This is a genomic window from Synechococcus sp. R6-5, assembly GCF_047461775.1.
In the GTDB taxonomy this organism is placed as follows: Bacteria; Cyanobacteriota; Cyanobacteriia; order Thermostichales; family Thermostichaceae; genus Thermostichus.
In genome coordinates this window covers 1-16,435 of record NZ_JANSHV010000133.1, presented here as the reverse complement: position 1 = coordinate 16,435, position 16,435 = coordinate 1, and the positions used below count along the sequence as shown (strand labels likewise).

Annotated in this window: 14 protein-coding genes; 8 read left to right on the top strand and 6 right to left on the bottom strand. The window is 59.7% G+C overall.

Translation table 11 applies throughout. The features are described from left to right. The first annotated feature begins 59 nt into the window (after nucleotides 1–59). Together NW818_RS07870 and NW818_RS07865 are read left to right on the top strand one after the other, a co-directional pair. Nucleotides 60–545, top strand: a complete 486-nt coding sequence (locus NW818_RS07870) for a 2Fe-2S iron-sulfur cluster-binding protein (RefSeq protein WP_011432453.1) — start codon at nucleotides 60–62, stop codon at nucleotides 543–545. A gap of 106 nt (nucleotides 546–651) precedes the next feature. Further along, complete coding sequence (locus NW818_RS07865; RefSeq protein ID WP_414332211.1) at nucleotides 652–2,037, top strand: FGGY-family carbohydrate kinase; 1,386 nt, start codon at nucleotides 652–654, stop codon at nucleotides 2,035–2,037. 457 nt (nucleotides 2,038–2,494) lie between these two features. Here NW818_RS07865 and NW818_RS07860 read toward each other — a convergent pair whose 3' ends face one another. Then, nucleotides 2,495–2,716, bottom strand: a complete 222-nt coding sequence (locus tag NW818_RS07860; RefSeq protein ID WP_414342539.1) for a hypothetical protein — start codon at nucleotides 2,714–2,716, stop codon at nucleotides 2,495–2,497. After that, nucleotides 2,716–4,569, bottom strand: a complete 1,854-nt coding sequence (locus NW818_RS07855) for a S8 family serine peptidase (RefSeq protein ID WP_414424254.1) — start codon at nucleotides 4,567–4,569, stop codon at nucleotides 2,716–2,718. Before NW818_RS07855 ends, NW818_RS07860 begins: the two co-directional genes overlap by 1 nt. A 222-nt stretch (nucleotides 4,570–4,791) precedes the next feature. Between NW818_RS07855 and NW818_RS07850 the strand changes: the two genes are divergently transcribed. Together NW818_RS07850 and NW818_RS07845 are read left to right on the top strand one after the other, a co-directional pair. Beyond that, nucleotides 4,792–5,484, top strand: a complete 693-nt coding sequence (locus tag NW818_RS07850) for a MotA/TolQ/ExbB proton channel family protein (protein ID WP_369791770.1) — start codon at nucleotides 4,792–4,794, stop codon at nucleotides 5,482–5,484. A 3-nt stretch (nucleotides 5,485–5,487) separates the two neighbouring features. Next, nucleotides 5,488–5,913: an ExbD/TolR family protein gene (locus NW818_RS07845; RefSeq protein WP_414383874.1), complete on the top strand. Its 426-nt coding sequence runs from the start codon at nucleotides 5,488–5,490 to the stop codon at nucleotides 5,911–5,913. Nucleotides 5,914–6,033: 120 nt separating this feature from the next. On the opposite strand, the gene argF is transcribed toward NW818_RS07845, so the two are convergent. After that, nucleotides 6,034–6,951, bottom strand: coding sequence for an ornithine carbamoyltransferase (gene argF / locus NW818_RS07840; RefSeq protein WP_414424255.1), 918 nt, complete (start codon nucleotides 6,949–6,951; stop codon nucleotides 6,034–6,036). A gap of 204 nt (nucleotides 6,952–7,155) precedes the next feature. Continuing rightward, nucleotides 7,156–8,451 (bottom strand): carboxyl-terminal processing protease CtpC, encoded by a 1,296-nt coding sequence (ctpC, locus tag NW818_RS07835; RefSeq protein ID WP_011432460.1) that lies wholly within the window; start codon nucleotides 8,449–8,451, stop codon nucleotides 7,156–7,158. Between the two features lie 329 nt (nucleotides 8,452–8,780). Between ctpC and NW818_RS07830 the strand changes: the two genes are divergently transcribed. The 3 genes from NW818_RS07830 (at nucleotide 8,781) to NW818_RS07820 (ending at nucleotide 11,827) form a co-directional block, all read left to right on the top strand. Then, nucleotides 8,781–10,148: a glutamate-5-semialdehyde dehydrogenase gene (locus tag NW818_RS07830; RefSeq protein WP_414424253.1), complete on the top strand. Its 1,368-nt coding sequence runs from the start codon at nucleotides 8,781–8,783 to the stop codon at nucleotides 10,146–10,148. Between the two features lie 253 nt (nucleotides 10,149–10,401). Then, complete coding sequence (locus tag NW818_RS07825; protein WP_414412513.1) at nucleotides 10,402–10,929, top strand: RNA recognition motif domain-containing protein; 528 nt, start codon at nucleotides 10,402–10,404, stop codon at nucleotides 10,927–10,929. A gap of 103 nt (nucleotides 10,930–11,032) precedes the next feature. Then, nucleotides 11,033–11,827: a DsbA family protein gene (locus tag NW818_RS07820; RefSeq protein ID WP_414424252.1), complete on the top strand. Its 795-nt coding sequence runs from the start codon at nucleotides 11,033–11,035 to the stop codon at nucleotides 11,825–11,827. Between the two features lie 313 nt (nucleotides 11,828–12,140). Here the strand turns inward: NW818_RS07820 and NW818_RS07815 are convergent, their stop codons facing one another. Together NW818_RS07815 and NW818_RS07810 are read right to left on the bottom strand one after the other, a co-directional pair. Continuing rightward, the gene (locus NW818_RS07815; protein ID WP_414424251.1) at nucleotides 12,141–13,559 is read right to left on the bottom strand and encodes an SPOR domain-containing protein; all 1,419 of its coding nucleotides are present in this window, start codon (nucleotides 13,557–13,559) and stop codon (nucleotides 12,141–12,143) included. Between the two features lie 109 nt (nucleotides 13,560–13,668). Then, a complete protein-coding gene (locus NW818_RS07810) occupies nucleotides 13,669–14,097 on the bottom strand; it encodes a hypothetical protein (protein ID WP_414331038.1) in 429 nt (142 codons plus the stop codon). A 112-nt stretch (nucleotides 14,098–14,209) separates the two neighbouring features. Between NW818_RS07810 and recJ the strand changes: the two genes are divergently transcribed. Beyond that, on the top strand, nucleotides 14,210–16,435 hold a 2,226-nt coding region (gene recJ / locus NW818_RS07805), incomplete at its 3' end, for a single-stranded-DNA-specific exonuclease RecJ (RefSeq protein WP_414424250.1).

The following is a 16,435-nucleotide window of genomic DNA, read 5'->3' as shown; positions in this document are numbered from 1 at the left end:
TCTGCATTGGTGAAAGATGCTAGCTTTTTTAGCATCCAGTAGCCCAAAAAGTGCGGACTATGGTCAAGCGTGTGCGGTTGGATCCCATTGCCCAAGTGTCTGAAATCGCCACCAACAGCAATTTGCTCTCGGTGCTGCTGCAAGAAGAGCTGAATGTGTTGAAAGAGTGCGGTGGGCGCGGCCTCTGCGCCACCTGTCATGTGTACGTTAAGGAGGGGATGGAGTCTTTATCCCCGATGAGCAAGCGGGAGCAGCGCACCCTGGAGGTGATCACCACCTGCAAGCCTAACTCTCGCTTGGCCTGCCAAGCGCGGGTGCTGGGGGAAGGGGTGGTGGTGGAATTGCCTGCCGGGATGTACATCCATGCTTTTCAGGATATCGAGGCGTTGATCGGTCGGCGAGCGGAGCAGCCACTTTTGCACCCTGTAACCGGCGCGGTTTTGGTGCAGGAGGGCAAGCTGATCACCCGCTCGGTGCTGGAATCGGTGAGAGGGCTGGATCTGGATATCCAAGAAGCACTGGCTCGGAGCAGCCAGGAGTTTTGAGATTTTGATCCCATCTTTTGAGCCAGTTTGGGCCCCTTTTTGAGGCCACTTTGAGGCCACTTGGCCACCCCGTATATAAACAAAGCATTCTCAGGTGAGTATTCCTATGCCCCCTGTGTTTCTTGGGATCGATCTGGGCACTTCTGGGATGCGGGTGGTGGCCCTCTCAGAGCAGGGGGAGGTGGTGGCCAAAAGCGAGCGCCAGTGGGATCCCCCAGAGACCAATCCGGGCCGCTGGTTGCGAACCCTGAAAGCCCTTTTGGGACAACTGACCGCGCAACTGGGGGAGCAGTATTCCATTGCAGCTCTGAGTGCTTGCAGCACTTCCGGCACCATTCTGCCGGTGGATGGTCGAGGCATGCCGTTGGAACAGGCGTGGCTGTATTCTGACCCACGGGGCCAGGCTCAGGCCAAGCAATTGGGGATCCCTGCCAGTTGGGGTCTCAGCCGTTGGCTGTGGTGGGCGGAAGCCTATCCTGATCAGTATCGAGACAGCTACTTGGCCCATCCGGCGGACTTTTTGCTGAGCCAACTGGGGGGGCGCAGGCAGGTGACCGATCACACCCATGCCCTCAAGAGCGGTTTCGACCTGGAGGCCTACACCTGGCCTCAGGAGTGGTTGGCGCGGCAGGGCCTAAACCCCAAGCATTTCCCCGAGGTGGTGCCGCCGGGAACAGTTTTAGGAACGGTGCGAGCAGACTGGGGGTTGGGGCCGGAAGTGCTGATCGCGGCAGGGATCACCGATGGCTGTGCCGGGCAACTGGCGGCAGGGGCTATTCGCTTGGGGCAGGTTTCCACCAGCTTGGGCACAACCCTTATTTTTAAGGCCAACAGTCCGGATCCCATACAAACCCCAAGCATCTATTCCCATTTGCACCCGGACAGTGCTCCGCACCGCTGTCGCGAACGAATGGTTTGGTGGCCGGGGGCCGCCTCTTTTTGTGGAGGCGGAGTTTTGCCTCATTACTTCCCCGACGGCAACCTGCAAATGCTGGATCAGCAAGCTCAGGCTTATCTGCCCACCGGGCTGGTCAGCTATCCCCTTTGTCAGCCGGGAGAGCGTTTTCCCATTGTCGATCCCCAGTTTGCCGGGTTCTTGCCGGAGGCAGAAGAGGGATCCCCCCGTTTTTACGCTGCTTTGTTGGAGGGGGTAGCGATGGTGGAGCGGCTGGGGCTGGAAACGTTGGCCGCTCAAGGGATCCCAGTGCCAGAGCAGAGCCCGATTTTCACCACCGGTGGAGGCAGCAAAAGCCCTCTCTGGTTGCGCCTACGCGCCAGCATCCTTGCTCGTCCCTTGGCTGTGGTGAAACACCCGGAGCCGGCTGTGGGGGCAGCCATCTTGGCCGCTTCTGCCTATTGGTGCTGCTCTGTCCAACAGGCTGCCGATCGATTGGTACAGGTAGAACGCTATGTTCAACCGGATCCAGAGTGGGTGAAGTCTTACGCAGAGATCTACTCGGTCTTTCACAGCCGCCTGAGCAACCTGCTTTGACATGTTCCCTGCTCTACTGGCTTGCTTCCCCGTAGCGGTAGGGTGAGGATTCTTGTTACTGGTTCCACAACAGCCCTTGCCGCAAAGGATCCCGTCCCGCTTTCGCCAGTAGGTTTCCCCTCTAAAACAGCGATGATGGTTTCCCAGTTGTTCAGGCTACAGACTTATGACTATGTAAGTATTAAGCGGTCACGGGATACAGCTGCCTACCTACGTTTTTTGAGCTTCGTGAATGCTCAGCCGTGGAAACGAGATTCTTTTTAAACGGAAATGAAATATTTTCGTTGCATTGCTTCCTAACTTTCCTTCTCTCCTAACTAAAGAGAAGCTAGGGGTGAGGGTCGGCAGCGAGGTGTCTCAATCTTGTTTGAAGCGACTGTAAAAGCATTCTGACATCGAAAAGCAGGGATCCCCGCTTGGGGATCCCCGATTGGTATGGCCGGAGCCGCAAGCCAAGCTAGGGCTGCCGCTGGAAGCTCTTGACTTCTAAAACCGGCCCTACCTGAGCCACCGTCACCATGTCTTCTCTGATCTGTCCCTGGATGGTGACCTCTAGTCCCTCTTGCAAGAGCTCTTTGGGGGCACGGAAAAGGGCATAGTGCTCGCCGGAAGGCAGCGTCAGCACCCACACTCCCCCTTCGATATCCAGGAACTGGATGGTACCGCTGTACTCTTGCATCACTGCCTCAGCGCCAGCCCAGTTGCCGTGGATTGAGATTCCGTAGCCGCTTGCGCTCCCAAGTAGGCCAGGCCCAGGCAGAGCAAGCCATTGAAGAGCAAGAAGGAGCGACCCAACCAAGCAGAGGATCCAAGCCATAGCACCCCCTCATAAAACAGGGATCCGGACAAGAGCAGATGCGAGGCCATGCCAATGCACAAGCCAATCACCGCCCAGCGCCAGCGCCGATGGCCCAGGAGCAGCAACATCAACAGGCCTGGGATCAACACGCTGGCAAATAGGGGGTTCAAGGCATTGGTCTGGGCAAAGGCGGTGCCCAACTCCGGCAGGGAGCTACCCGCCAATTGGAAGGGCCAACGGGGGCCACCGACAATCGCCAACCCCTGCAAGGGGAAAAGACCGGCACTGCCCAAAAGCATCCCAGCCAGCAAAGGCACCGTCTGCAGCAGCCGCTTGGGAGCCAGCCACCAGCGGATCAGCACCAGGATAATGTAGCCGCCCACCACCATCAGCAGCTTCGGCACCAGAGCAATCGGGCCACCATCGAACCAGAAGCGTGGGTTGAGGTAGCCATTGTTGTTCAGGTACTGCAGGAAGTCCTTCAACCAGAGCACCAAGGGGTTTTCCTCCTGTTGCCCTGTGGCCCTGGCCAGCGCCTTGGCTGCATCCAAACGACCAGCCCCGTAGAAGTTCTGTTTGTCGCCGGGCACTGGGGTAGCCGACATTTTCAGCACTTCCTCCACCTTGTCCGGGTCTTTGATGCCCTGAGCCTGGATCAGAGCTGCCACACCGGCTACGTGGGGAGTGGCCATGCTGGTGCCTTGGAAGTAGGCAAAGACCGGCTCGTTGGGGTTACGACGATTGATGGTTTGCTGCAGAATGCCGTACTCGGGGTGATCAGGCGTTTTGGCTCCGCCGGGAGCAGAGATGTCCACCCCCACCCCATAGTTGGAGTAGGGGGCTTTCTCCCCGTTGGGCCCCGTGGCCGAGACAGCGATCACATGCGGGTAACGGGCCGGGTAGCTCACCTGGTTGGAGTTTTCGTTGCCGGCGGCTGCGATCACCGTCACCCCTTTACTGTGGGCATAGGCCACCGCCTCCTCCATCAGTTGGGCAGAAGCGCGGCTACCCAGGCTGAGGTTGATGATCGTAGCCCCGTGGTCGGCAGCATAGCGGATCCCTTCCACCACATCCGACAGGGATCCAAAGCCATTGGCATCCAACACCCGCACCGGCATGATCTTGGCCTTGAAGGCAATGCCGGCTACACCCAAGACATTGTTGGTGGATTGGGCGATGGTTCCCGCCACATGGGTGCCGTGGCCGTTGAGGTCTTCCGGATCCTCATCGTCATCCACAAAGTCGTAGCCCTTCACAAATTGGGTTTGGGCTAGATCCGGCACTCGTGTTACTCCCGTGTCCACCACGGCTACCGTCACCCCTTCCCCTTGGGAGATGTCCCAGGCTTCCGGCATGTGGATGGCCCTGAGGTTCCATTGCTGGGGATAGAGGCGGTCGTTGGGCACGAAAGCCGCCTGGAATTGATAGTTGGGGTGAGCATACTCGATCAAAGCTTCGTCGGTGAGCCGCTTAACCAGCCGCCGCGTGGATCCCAGGTGGTTGGCATCCACGTCAAACAGATAGATCGCTTCCTGGCGGGCAAAAGCGCTGTCGCTGCTGGGGCGGAGCGTCAAATGATACTCTTTAGCGATAGCAGCAATCTGACTGGGGGTGGCCGTGTTTACAAAATTGACCACGATGCTGTCGTAGGGGGCGGATCCCTTGCCGCAAGCCGTCAACAGCAAGGCCATCAAGCCGGCGCAGCAAAGACCCAACCAGCGTCTGAATTTCATAATTCACGCCCTCGGGATCCAAAATTGTTGCAACCAGTATGCCCTCTGGATTGACAATTGACGAGATGAGAGCCGGCATGGGGGCAAAATTGCCAAAAGGTGCAACCTTCGCCGCGCAAGAAGGGATCCCAGGCCTGCCGAGAAAGTGCTATGACAAGATGAGCGTAAACTGCCGCCAGAAGGGGGGAATCGGGATCGATGGATAGAGTCTTGCAGCTCATGATCCAGGGTTGGTATTACTCCATCCCCCTGTTGACGTTCTCGGTCTTCTCGGTGGCCTGTTGCATTGAGCGGGTGCTGTTTTGGTGGAAGATCACCCATCGGCAGGAGGAGGTGGTGCAGCAAGCCCTGAGCCAGTACCGCCGCAACCCACGCGCTGCCCAGTATTTGCTGGAGCAAAATGCCGATCTGCCGATTGCCCGCATCTTTTTGGCCGGGTTGGAGCTGAACGAGGCCAGCCCGGAAGATTTTAAGCTGGCTCTGGAAACGGCCCTGGCGGCAGAAGTGCCTCTGCTGAAGCGCTTCAACACTGTCTTCGACACCGTAATCACCGTTGCCCCCTTCTTGGGCTTGTTGGGCACCGTCACCGGCATCATCCAGATCCTCAGCTCCATTCAACTGGGGGATATCGGCGGCACCGATACCCAGGGGGTAGGTCGGGGGATCGCCGAAGCCTTGTACTCGACGGCCTTTGGACTGATTGTGGCTATTCCCACCCTGTTGATTTCCAACGTCTTCCGCTCTTTGTACCTGCGGCAACTCTCTAAGATCCAAGAGTACGGCGGCATGCTGGAGCTGCTGCATCGGCAGCGGCAAGAGATGCAGGCCCAACAGCTTTCCCAGTATTCCTACACCCAATCTAGCCCCAGTGGCAGCTCCACCCTTCCCCCCTACTCCTCGCTTGAGCCCTCCTAACCTATGCGCATCCCCGAAGAGAACTTCCGAGCAGGCGAGATCAACATCGTGCCCCTGATCGATGTCATCTTCTCGATCCTGGTGTTTTTCGTGATTGCCAGCCTGGTGCTCACCCGCTCCGAGGCTCTGGATGTCAACCTGCCGGATGCCACTACAGCTGAAGTTCGTCTGCAGCCGGATGTAACGGTGAGCCTGACGGCGGAAGGACAGATTGCTGTCAATCAGGAGAAGATTGCCGATATCTCTGCTCTGATCCCGGCAGTGGAACGCATCCTGGCCGAGAAGCCGGCTGAAGGGCGCCGCTTGGTGGTGATCAACGCTGATTTGGCCCTCTCCCACGGCAAGGTGGTGGAGGTGATGGATACCCTGCAGCGGGTGCCCAATGTCAGCCTGGCAATTGCCGCCCGCCGCCCTGCCAATAGCCGGTAGCTAGGTCTGGGCTAATTTGGGCCTCGGACCAAGTCCTGACGAGACAGAGGAACACGACGAGGCCATCCTCAACGACCGCAAAGCTGTTCGCTACGCCCCTCTCTGGCTCCCCAAAGGCTGTTATCCTGGGCCCAGCAGCTGAACCAGCAGCGCCTTTTGCACATGTAGGCGATTTTCCGCCTGATCCCACACGCGGGACTGGGATCCCTCCAGTACTTCAGTGGTGATTTCCTCTTCCCGGTGGGCCGGCAGGCAGTGCAGCACAATGGCTTCCGGATCCGCCCGTTGCAGCAGCTCGGCATTGACCTGGTAGGGCAGAAAGGTGGCCTTGCGGGCCTCCGCCTCAGCTTCTTGACCCATGCTGGCCCACACGTCGGTATAGACCACCTGGGATCCAGAGACGGCTTCCTGGGGATCCTGCAGCACCAACACCTGGGATCCCTGGGCCAGAGTGCGGGCTTGCTCCACCACTGCCGCATCCGGCTCGTAACCGGGGGGGGTGGCGACGCGGATGTGGATCCCGCTCATGGCACAGCCCAACAGCAGGGAGTGGGCAACGTTGTTGCCATCGCCGCAATAGGCCAGGGTCAGTCCCGCCAGTTGGCCAAAGTTCTCCTGAATGGTGAGCAGATCGGCCAACACCTGACAGGGGTGAAACTGATCGGTGAGGGCGTTGATCACCGGAACATCGGCATACTCGGCAAAGGTTTCCAGCTCCTTCTGGTCGTAGGTGCGAATGGCGATCACATCCAGGTAGCGGGAGAGGACGCGGGCCGTATCCTGCAGGGGTTCGCCGCGGCTCACCTGCATCACCGTCGGCACCAGATCCAGGGTGCTGCCCCCGCATTGGGCCATGGCTGCCGTAAAACTGGCGCGGGTGCGGGTAGAAGCCTTCTGAAACAACAGCCCCAACACCCGACCCCGTAGCTCCACCCGATAGGGATCCCGCTTTAATTCAGCCGCCTGGGCTAGCAGGGCCGACAGCTCTGCCGGGGTTAGGTCGCTGAGCTTGAGCAGATCCCGTCCGGCCAAGTTTATGGATCCCGCGATCTTCGACCCCGCCATTGTGCTACGCGCCACCTACAGAAACAATAAAAGCATCCCCAGCCCGGCGCTGGTCAACACTCCTCGAATAACTCGAATGAGAAGAGTCTTAATAGTCTTAAATAGCTTGGGCCTCGGCTTAACCCCAGTCTCAGGAGTGCCAGATCTGAGACCCATCAAAACCGCCCCCAACACCGGCTAACGTGAAGAGGAACGAATGACCTCCTGGGCCTGTTGCCGACGGGCAGAGATCTGAGCCTGCAGAGCCTGGATGGCAGCAGCGTACTGTGGGTCGGCTGGGGTGGCCACCAGCTCTCGGTTCTGGCTGAGCCGCTTCAGATCTTCCTCGGACAATTCCACCAAAATATCGGGGGTAATGCCCTTGTGGTCAATGTCGTTGCCGTTGGGAGTGCGATAACGGGCAATGGTTACCGCCAGCCCAGATCCATCGGACAGGGGATGCACCGACTGCACCAGGCCCTTGCCGAAAGTTTGCGTGCCGACAATCACGGCGCGACGGTTATCCTGCAGAGCCCCCGACAGAATCTCGCTAGCGCTGGCCGAGCCACCATCCACCAAAACGGCCAAAGGTTTATCGGTAAGGGCCGTGTTGTTGGCCGTCAGGCGATCCTGCTCCCCTTGGCGGTTCACCGTCGAGACAATGCTGCCCCGGTTAATCCACATGCGGGCAATCTCGGCGCTGGAGTAGAGCAGGCCCCCTGGGTTGGCGCGCAAATCCAGAACGTAGGCGGCTACCCCTTGTTTTTCCAGCTCGCGAATGGCTTGGCGCATCTTCTCGGCGGCGTTGCCGGAAAACTGGGTAATCCGGATATAGCCAATGGGCAGGCCGTTTTCCTCGTGAACCTCGTAGCGCACGGTGGCCAGCTCAATTCTTTCCCGCACCAAATCGAACACCTTTAGCCCTTCCCCCTCGCGGCGAATGGTCAGCCGCACCCGCGTACCCGGCTCGCCCCGAATGAGGTTGACTGCAGCGTTGGTGTCCATGCCTTCGGTGGACTTGTCGTCGATGCGCACGATCACGTCTTTGGATTTGATCCCAGCCCGGTCGGCAGGAGACCCTTCAATGGGGGAGATCACCACCAGCTCGTTTGTCTCCTGATCCATGCCCAGCGTGATCCCCACCCCGGTCAGCTCACCGGATGTATCGATTTGCATGCTGGCAAACTGATCCGGATCCAGAAAGCGGGTGTAGGGATCGTTCAGTTTCTTCAGGGCTTCCCGGATGGCCGCGTAGGCATCTTCTCGGGTGGCATACTCTCGGCTGAGCAGATCCCGCCGCACCGCTTCCCAATCCAGGGAATTAAAAGACGGATCCACATATTCCCGGTTAACAATTTGCCAAACCTCGTCCACCACTTCCTTGGGATCCCGGCGAAACCCCGCCCAACCCGGCATAGATAGCTGCACGCCGACCAGCGACACCGCTGTCATCACCGCAGCCGTTGCACTAACCACAAACCCACGCTTTCTCATTGGCTCTCCTGGAAGGCGCTAAATCGAGGTTGACGAGGTGGATCTCCAGAGGTGGATCTCTAATTGTCAGGGAACTGGGTTTCGAGCAAGGGTCTTCCCCTATGCGAACTTCAGCTTAGAAGCATCGAGAGCGATGAAGGGCTCCCCTGCCGCAGCAAGTGGGATCCGGATTTTGGTAGGCTACAGATAACCCCAACCGACTGTGCCCAACCTAGCATAGGGATCCCTGCCGGGGGTGCTTCTAGGATCACAGTTCAACACAACTTTGTTACAACCTATCATCGCAACCCTTTTCTTCCAAATGGGCACTTTGCCCCCTTTCTGACTCTATGTCCCTTGCCACCGATTGCCCCAGCTCGCTTGCCTCTGCTTCAGACCGCCCGCTGCTGTCCCAAGTGCAGTTGGCCCGCGCTGCTGCCCAACACACGGCCACCTTGCCCACGGCTATTAAGAATGCCGCTCTGGAGGCCATGGCCACTGCCTTGTTGGAGCACCAAGAGTCTATCTTGGCCGCCAACCAGGCGGATTTGGAGCGGGCAGCGGAGATGGTGAAAGCCGGGGAGTTGTCGGCATCTGCCTATGCTCGCCTGAAGCTGGATGCCCACAAACTGGCAGATATGGTGGCCGGAGTGCGGCAGGTGATCCGGCTGGGGGATCCGGTGGGCCGAGCTTTGCTGATCCGGGAACTGGACGAGGGGCTGATCTTGGAACGGCGCACCTACCCTTTGGGGGTGCTGGGGGTAATCTTCGAGTCGCGGCCCGATGCTTTGGTGCAAATTGCCGCCCTGGCGGTGAAAACCGGCAATAGCGTCTTGCTTAAAGGGGGATCCGAAGCTTTGCTCTCCTGTCAAGCCTTGATGGCGGCCATCCAGGCGGGCCTGCAGCAGATCCCAGAGTTTCCCCAGGGATCCCTGCAGTTGCTCACCAGCCGCGCCGAGGTCAAGGCCCTACTGCAACTGGAGGGGCTGGTAGACCTGATCATCCCCCGCGGCTCCAGCAGCTTTGTCCGCTACATCCTGGAGAATACCCGCATCCCGGTATTGGGCCATGCCGATGGCCTGTGTCACCTGTACGTGGATCGGGCAGCGAACGTAGACATGGCAATCAAGCTGACGGTGGACAGCAAAACCCAGTACCCCGCTGCCTGCAATGCCATCGAGACTCTGCTGGTTCACGAGGCCATAGCCCCCCACTTTTTGCCTCTGGCGGTCAAGGCCCTGCGGGAGAGGGGGGTGGAATTGCGGGGGGATCCCCTCTGCCGCGAGCTGGTGCCGGATCTGATCCCGGCCACCGAGGACGACTGGAGCACCGAGTATGCCGATTTGATCCTCTCTATTAAAGTGGTGGGCTCCCTTGACGAGGCCATTGCCCACATCCAGCAGTACGGATCCCGCCATACCGAGGCGATTGTAACCGAGGATGCCGCTGCTGCCCGGCGATTTTTGGATGAAGTGGATGCGGCAGGGGTCTTTCACAATGCTTCCACCCGCTTTGCCGACGGGTTTCGCTACGGCTTTGGGGCAGAAGTGGGCATCAGCACCCAAAAACTGCCGCCGCGCGGCCCGGTGGGCTTGGAAGGCTTGGTGACTTACCGCTACCAACTGCGAGGGCAAGGACATCTTGTAGCCGACTACACGGGCCCCCAGGCCCGACCTTTTCAACATCGGGATCGCCTGAACAACACCGGCCTGGCCTAAGGGACACAGCCCGCCGCCGAAACCAACTGCACGAGGCAATCGACAAGAGAGACCATTCTCCTCGTCTTCGCGGCTCCAGGTTGAGGTAAATTAAAAAATAGCTTCGTGATTGCCAAGGGTTGCGCTTTGCGGCGCGCTATGGTGTGACAATGGACTACCGGGTTCCGGGTTTGATGTTATGGGCTTGAGCGCCCTAGATGTAGCGCTTTGCATTTTGGCCTTTTGTTATTTCGATTAGGAGCTTCGCTGGATCATGCCTGTGCGTCTGTATGTTGGAAATCTGCCGGAAGAGGTGGATCGTCAGGCACTGGAGAAGCTCTTTCGCTCTGCCGGTGAGGTCATTTCCACCAAGGTGATCCGGGATCGGAAGACAGGCAAATGCCGCGGCTTCGGCTTTGTAACGGTGAACACCGAAGAGCAGGCGCAGCAGTACATCGAAAAGTTCAACGGCCACAGCTTTGGGGATGTCAACTTGCGCATTGAGCTCGCCCAGCCGCGCGACCGAGGGGAAGAAGGCGAATCCAAAACAGCGACCTCTGAGCCTTCATCCAAAGAGTCCAGAGGTTCCAAAGATTCCAGGCCGTCCAGAGATTCTGAGGCCAAGGGCCCTAAAGAGTCGGCAGAAAACCCTGCCCCCAGCAAAAAGCAACGCCAGCGCGGCAATAAGGGTGGGCGCTCCACCGTCGTCGCCGAAAGTGAGGCAGCCTCTGAGCCGGATCCCCGCTGGGCCAGCCAGTTGCAGCGGATCAAGGAGCAGCTTCTGCAGGTCACCAATTCCTAACCCCCCCGAACGAGTGATAGACACTGTTGGGATCTGACGGTAGGCTGGGTGAGTTGCGACGGCTCTAGGCATGTTTGAGAGGGGGGTTGGGATGCATAGGCTGGTGAGGATTTTTCGCGCTTGGGGGCGGAGCTTGGCCCGGGCTGGACTTTTGTTCGGGCTGACGGTTCTGCTGGGAGTGGGAAGTGGAGCTCCGGTTTTCCTACCAGCGGCGGCGGCTGCCCCGGCAGATTTGGAAGAGCAGGTGCTGCAGATCATTCGAAAGAACCCCCAGGTGATTCTGGAGGCCGTACAGGAATACCAGCAGCGACAGTACCAGGAGCAGCAGCAACAACAGCAGCGGCTGGCGGAAGAATTTGGCCGTCAACTGCGGGAGGACCCACGCGCCGTCATCGGAGATTCCCCTCGACTGGGATCCGACGCTCTGCGGTTAGTGTTGGTGGAGTTCTCCGATTTTCAATGCCCCTTCTGCGCCCGCGCCCACAGCACCCTCAAGCAGTTCATGGCCGACCACGGGGATGAGGTGACCTTGGTGTACAAGCACCTGCCCCTGACCAGCATCCACCCAGAAGCGATGTCGGCTGCCCGGGCTGCTTGGGCCGCCCAACGTCAAGGTAAGTTCTGGGAGTTTCACGACGAGCTGTTTGCCAACCAATCCCAGCTTGGGGATGGGTTTTATGTGGCCACTGCTGAGAAGCTGGGCCTGAATATAGAAAAATTCAATCGGGATCGGCGCAGTCGGGCGGCAGAGCGCGCCATTCAGCGAGATATTGACTTGGCCTCTCAACTGGGCATCGGTGGCACTCCCCATTTCATCTTGAACGGCATTGCCTTCTCCGGTGCGCAGCCGCTGGAGGTGTTTGAGCAGACGCTGCAGCAGGCTAAGCAAGCCCTCTAGGAAAAATGCTCCGCACTGCTATTGAAACAGGTGGTGTATTGCAAACAGGTGGTGCAACGGCTGGCCTATCCTTCTTACCAGCCTCGCCCAGTTGCCCAAACGCTCCGTCCTTGAGGAGGGCTTTACGGTAGGCTCAGGGCAGTGGCAGGGTAGTCAACCGCTCTATTTGCCCAAGCGGGCTGTAGGCTTTGACAAGCCAGTAGGGTGGGGAGTATGTCAAAAGCAGAAACTCACCCAAGTCGCCATTTGGGCCGAATGGGGATCCCCAACGGCAGGGAAGGAGGAGAGCGTTTATGGCGGAAGTGGCTCTTGGCTACTCCACGGGCAGGATGCGGGCATCGAACCCTGCTTCGGCCAGAGAGCGCCGCGCCTGTTCGGCGTTGGCCCGTTGCCGGTAGGTGCCCACCTGAATCACTGAGCCCCGCAGGAAGGCATCAGGGGCAAACTGTTGCAGCTTGGGTAGGGCCTCTTCCCCAGCCGGCACCACCACCCAAAATCCGCTGCCACCTTCTTCCCCAAGAGGAACAGCCTGGGCAGGCGAGGAGGAGACGGGATCCGCTTGCAAAAGAGGCTGAGAGCGGCGCAGATCGGCGGGGAAGATCCCCGCTTCATAGCCTTGGCCGGCCAAGTAACGCACCTGCTCGGCGGCAGCAGCAGGGTCGGCAAACCCACCTGTGCGCACCACCCGCAGGTCATCGTAGATCAAGGGCAGGGATCCCTCTAGGAGTTGTTTTAGCGCAGGCCATTTCTCCCCGGTGGGATCCGCCACCAACACCCAATAGCGCTCTCCTTGTGCTGGGTTGGAGATGGGATCCCGGCCCGCATTTTCTCCTACCAGCGACACTGCCACTGCCGGCAACCCCTGAGCGGTTAGCCAGCGGGCTTGATCCTGGGCCAACGACAGGCGGGAGAAGGTTCCCGTTTGCAAAGCAACCTGGCCGCGGTACTGCACCACAGTGGCTCCTGGAAAGAAGCGGCGCACCCGTTCTTCCAAACGGGGATCACCGGTGGGGTTGGGCACGTGGGTGGCAAAGGGACGCTGGGGATCCAAGGGCGGAGCGGTTGGCGTCGGCGGCACAGAGGCTTTTGAGCTGGCAGCAGGGCGGCTGGGTGCTGCTTGGGCAGGAAAAGCAGGGGGCAGAGGGGGATCCGTCTCTTGGCGGCTCACCACCCGCACCGATAACCCCAGCCGTTCCAAGTCGGCCTGACGGCGTTGAGCATGGCTACGGTTGATGAACGTCCCCGCCAGAATGAAAACCTGCCCATCCCCTTGCACAAAATAGGCATCCGGCACCTGGGTGCGCACCTGAGCCAACTCCGCCGCCCCATCCGCCAGTACATGCACTTGGTAACGGGTCAGGGCCAAAGCAGCCGGCAGGACGTTCCCATTAACGGCGTGGAGCACAAGGGCAAAGGCCGCCAGGGATCCGGCAAAGAGGGCCGGTTGCGCTGGCAACAGGAGTGCGGAGCACTTTGGCCAGCCGTAGTCCTTACGGGCGTTGCACATGGGATCCATCTCCTCTGGCGGAATTGGCGGCAACTCAAACCTCTGCATCCGGGATGGAGTCTTTGCCTGGGCCTGCGGGGATCCCCCACAGTGCCAGAGCTCGCAGTTCACCCCCTTGCGGGAAGGACAACTCAAAGCTAGCGTAAGCCGAAGTTTGGGCAAGGCTGTGCCAGGGATGGGCTTGCAGATGCCGCCCACCACCGATAGAATGCTCCGCACTGCCACCGCAAAGATGCAGCCCAGTTGGGTTCACGGGAGAAACACAGATCTAGTGCATCTCCAGTATAGATAGGCTGGCAAGACTCTATCGCTATGGCTTGTCGGGGAGTTTGTTTCAGAGGCGACGGCGGCGGGATGGAGTCCTCGCCACAAGGGTGCGGGATCCCCCCAGGGCAAAGCGGATGATCTCCGTCTTGTACTGCTGCGAGCCCTCTGTGTAGCGGGCAAGCTGAATGGCGGATCCCTGGCCGGAAGGAAGCAAGAACCGTTCGCGACAGTGGTGGGCAGCACTCTCTGGAGTTTCCGCTTCGAGGGCAATGAAAAACCGCAGACGCAGCAGCACTTCCAACTTGGACAAGTGCTCGGTTTGCTCTGGCACCAAGCGGCCTAACGAGATTTGTAGGCGCGGCCTGCGTCGCCGAGATCCGGGGCGGCCCCAAAGCTGCTGGGCCAGTGTCCACAGAGAGGTCTGCTCAGAGGACTTGACCAACAGCTTTAAGCCTGTCAGCGGGTTAAGACCATAGGTAAGCAGCAGAGAATACATCGGCGGCAGGAAAGATTCAGAGGAGCGTTTTGAGCTAACGTCAAAAGGATACCCTATAGGCCAACTGTAGCACTGCCTACCCTCTATCCCCATCCAAGCCCCACCCTTCCCTATGGCCGGGATCCCTGCTCAACGCTGGCTGTTTCATCCTGTGGACAAGTTGGCTGCCCAGAGCTTGGCCGAGGCAGTGGGGATCTCGCCCATATTGGCTCAGATCTTACTCAATCGCGGGCTCTCCAGCCCTGCTGCCGTGCAGCAGTACCTGCAGCCGGATCCCGCCCACCTGCCTCCACCCAGTCAGGATTTTGCCGATTTGCCCCTGGCGGTGGACTTGCTGGACGGGGCGATTCGCCGACAAGAGCCCATCGCCATTTGCGGCGACTACGATGCCGACGGCATGACCAGCACGGCCCTGCTGCTGCGGGCTTTGCAGGACGCTCCAGTGCATTACCGCATCCCCAGCCGCATGACGGAGGGCTATGGCCTCAACAGCCGCATGGTGCAAGAGCTGCACCGAGAGGGGGTGCGCCTCATTCTCACGGTGGACAACGGCATCTCCGCCCACGAGCCCATCCAACTGGCCAAAGCTCTAGGCTTGACAGTGATCGTGACGGATCACCACGATTTGCCGCCCCAGTTGCCCCCTGCCGATGCCATCCTCAATCCCAAGCAGCTCCCGCTCTCTTCCCCCTATCGGGGGATGGCCGGGGTGGGAGTTGCCTACCTCCTGGCCCAGGCGCTGGCCGAGCGCCGTGGTGATGGCCATCTGCAGCGGGTGGCCCTGGAACTGTTTACTGTGGGCACCATTGCCGATCTGGCGCCGCTGACGGGGGTTAACCGCCTTTGGGTGCGGCAGGGGCTGCACCTCTTGCCCACCTCCCAGGTGGCAGGGATCCGCGCCCTTCTGCAGGTGATGGGCATGCAGGGATCCCTGGAGGGGCTGCGGCCTGAGTGGATTGGGTTTGGCCTGGGGCCCCGCATCAATGCCGTTGGGCGAATTGGCCGGGCGAGAATGGGGATCCAGTTGCTGACCACCGACGATCCCCTGCAAGCAGAGAAACTGGCCCGCCGCTGCGAACGGCTCAACCAGGTGCGGCAGCAGATGTGCGGGCGCATCGAGGCAGAAGCCCTCGAGCAAATTGCCCAGCAAGGCCGAGATCTGCAACAGGAGCGGGTGTTAACAATTTTGGGATCCCCTCAGCAGAAATGGCATAAAGGGGTGATCGGCATTGTGGCCTCGCGGTTGGCAGAGCGTTTTGGCTGTCCGGTGTTCATCGGCAGCCAGTCGCGGCAAGGGGAGATCAGTGGCTCGGCGCGGCAGGGGATCCCCGAGTTTGACGTGTTTCAAGCGTTGGAGTTTTGCAAGGATCTGTTCACCAAGCACGGCGGCCACCCCGCTGCCGGGGGATTTAGCCTGAGAGCAGAAGACTGGCCTTTTTTTGAAGAACGGTTGCGGCAGTTTGCCCAACAGCAGTTGCAGCCGGAGCAGATCCAGCCGCTGGTGCAAATCGATGCCGAAGTGTCGCTGTCAGATCTCACCCTTGACCTCTATCGAGAGCTGCAGCATCTGCAGCCCTGTGGTATCGGCAACCCTGAGCCGGTCTTCTGCAGCCGCAACCTGCAGGTTCTGCAACAGCAGCGATTTGGCCCAGTTCCCGGCCACCTGAAGCTGCTGCTCCGGGATCCTGCTCTCCCTACGCAACACTCCCATGGGTTACGTGCTACTCGGACGGAGTCCTCTTGTCCGGGCAGGAGCGACTCAGCTGTCAAAACCTCCAGTTACGACACTGATGGGTTATCGCTGGGCAACGCTTTGGGCAACACTTTGGCGAACGGGTCAGCAGTGGGGATCACAAACGCGAAGCCCCAGCGCCCTCTTTGGGCCATCTGTTGGCGGGGAGCGGAAATCTATCCGCTGCCGGAGCGAGTTGATGTAGCCTACACGCTCAAGGCCAAAACATGGCAGGGAGAAACCCAACTGGAGCTGGAAATTGTCGGGATTCGACCTGCCCAAGAGGCTGCCACTGCCGGCAACCCCCCTCTCGAGAAAACAGCGCCCCGCACCCCTGATGGGAGCAAGTCTCCCATCTCCCCCGCCTCTCTGGATGCCACTCCTCCCATGCCCAACTCCAAGCCCTCGACTGGCTCCCAGAGGGGGACAGAGCCCTCACTTCTGGTGATCTGGCGCCCCACCCCCCAGCCCACCCAGCCTTTGCGTTGGCAAGCTGTAGACCGATTTTCTGTCCTCTGGCCTCAGGCGCAGGGAACCATCCTGTTCTACGGCTTCCGCCGCCCCTCGCTGGTCTTGTCTTCAAGGCCTACGGCCCGCTATCGCGAA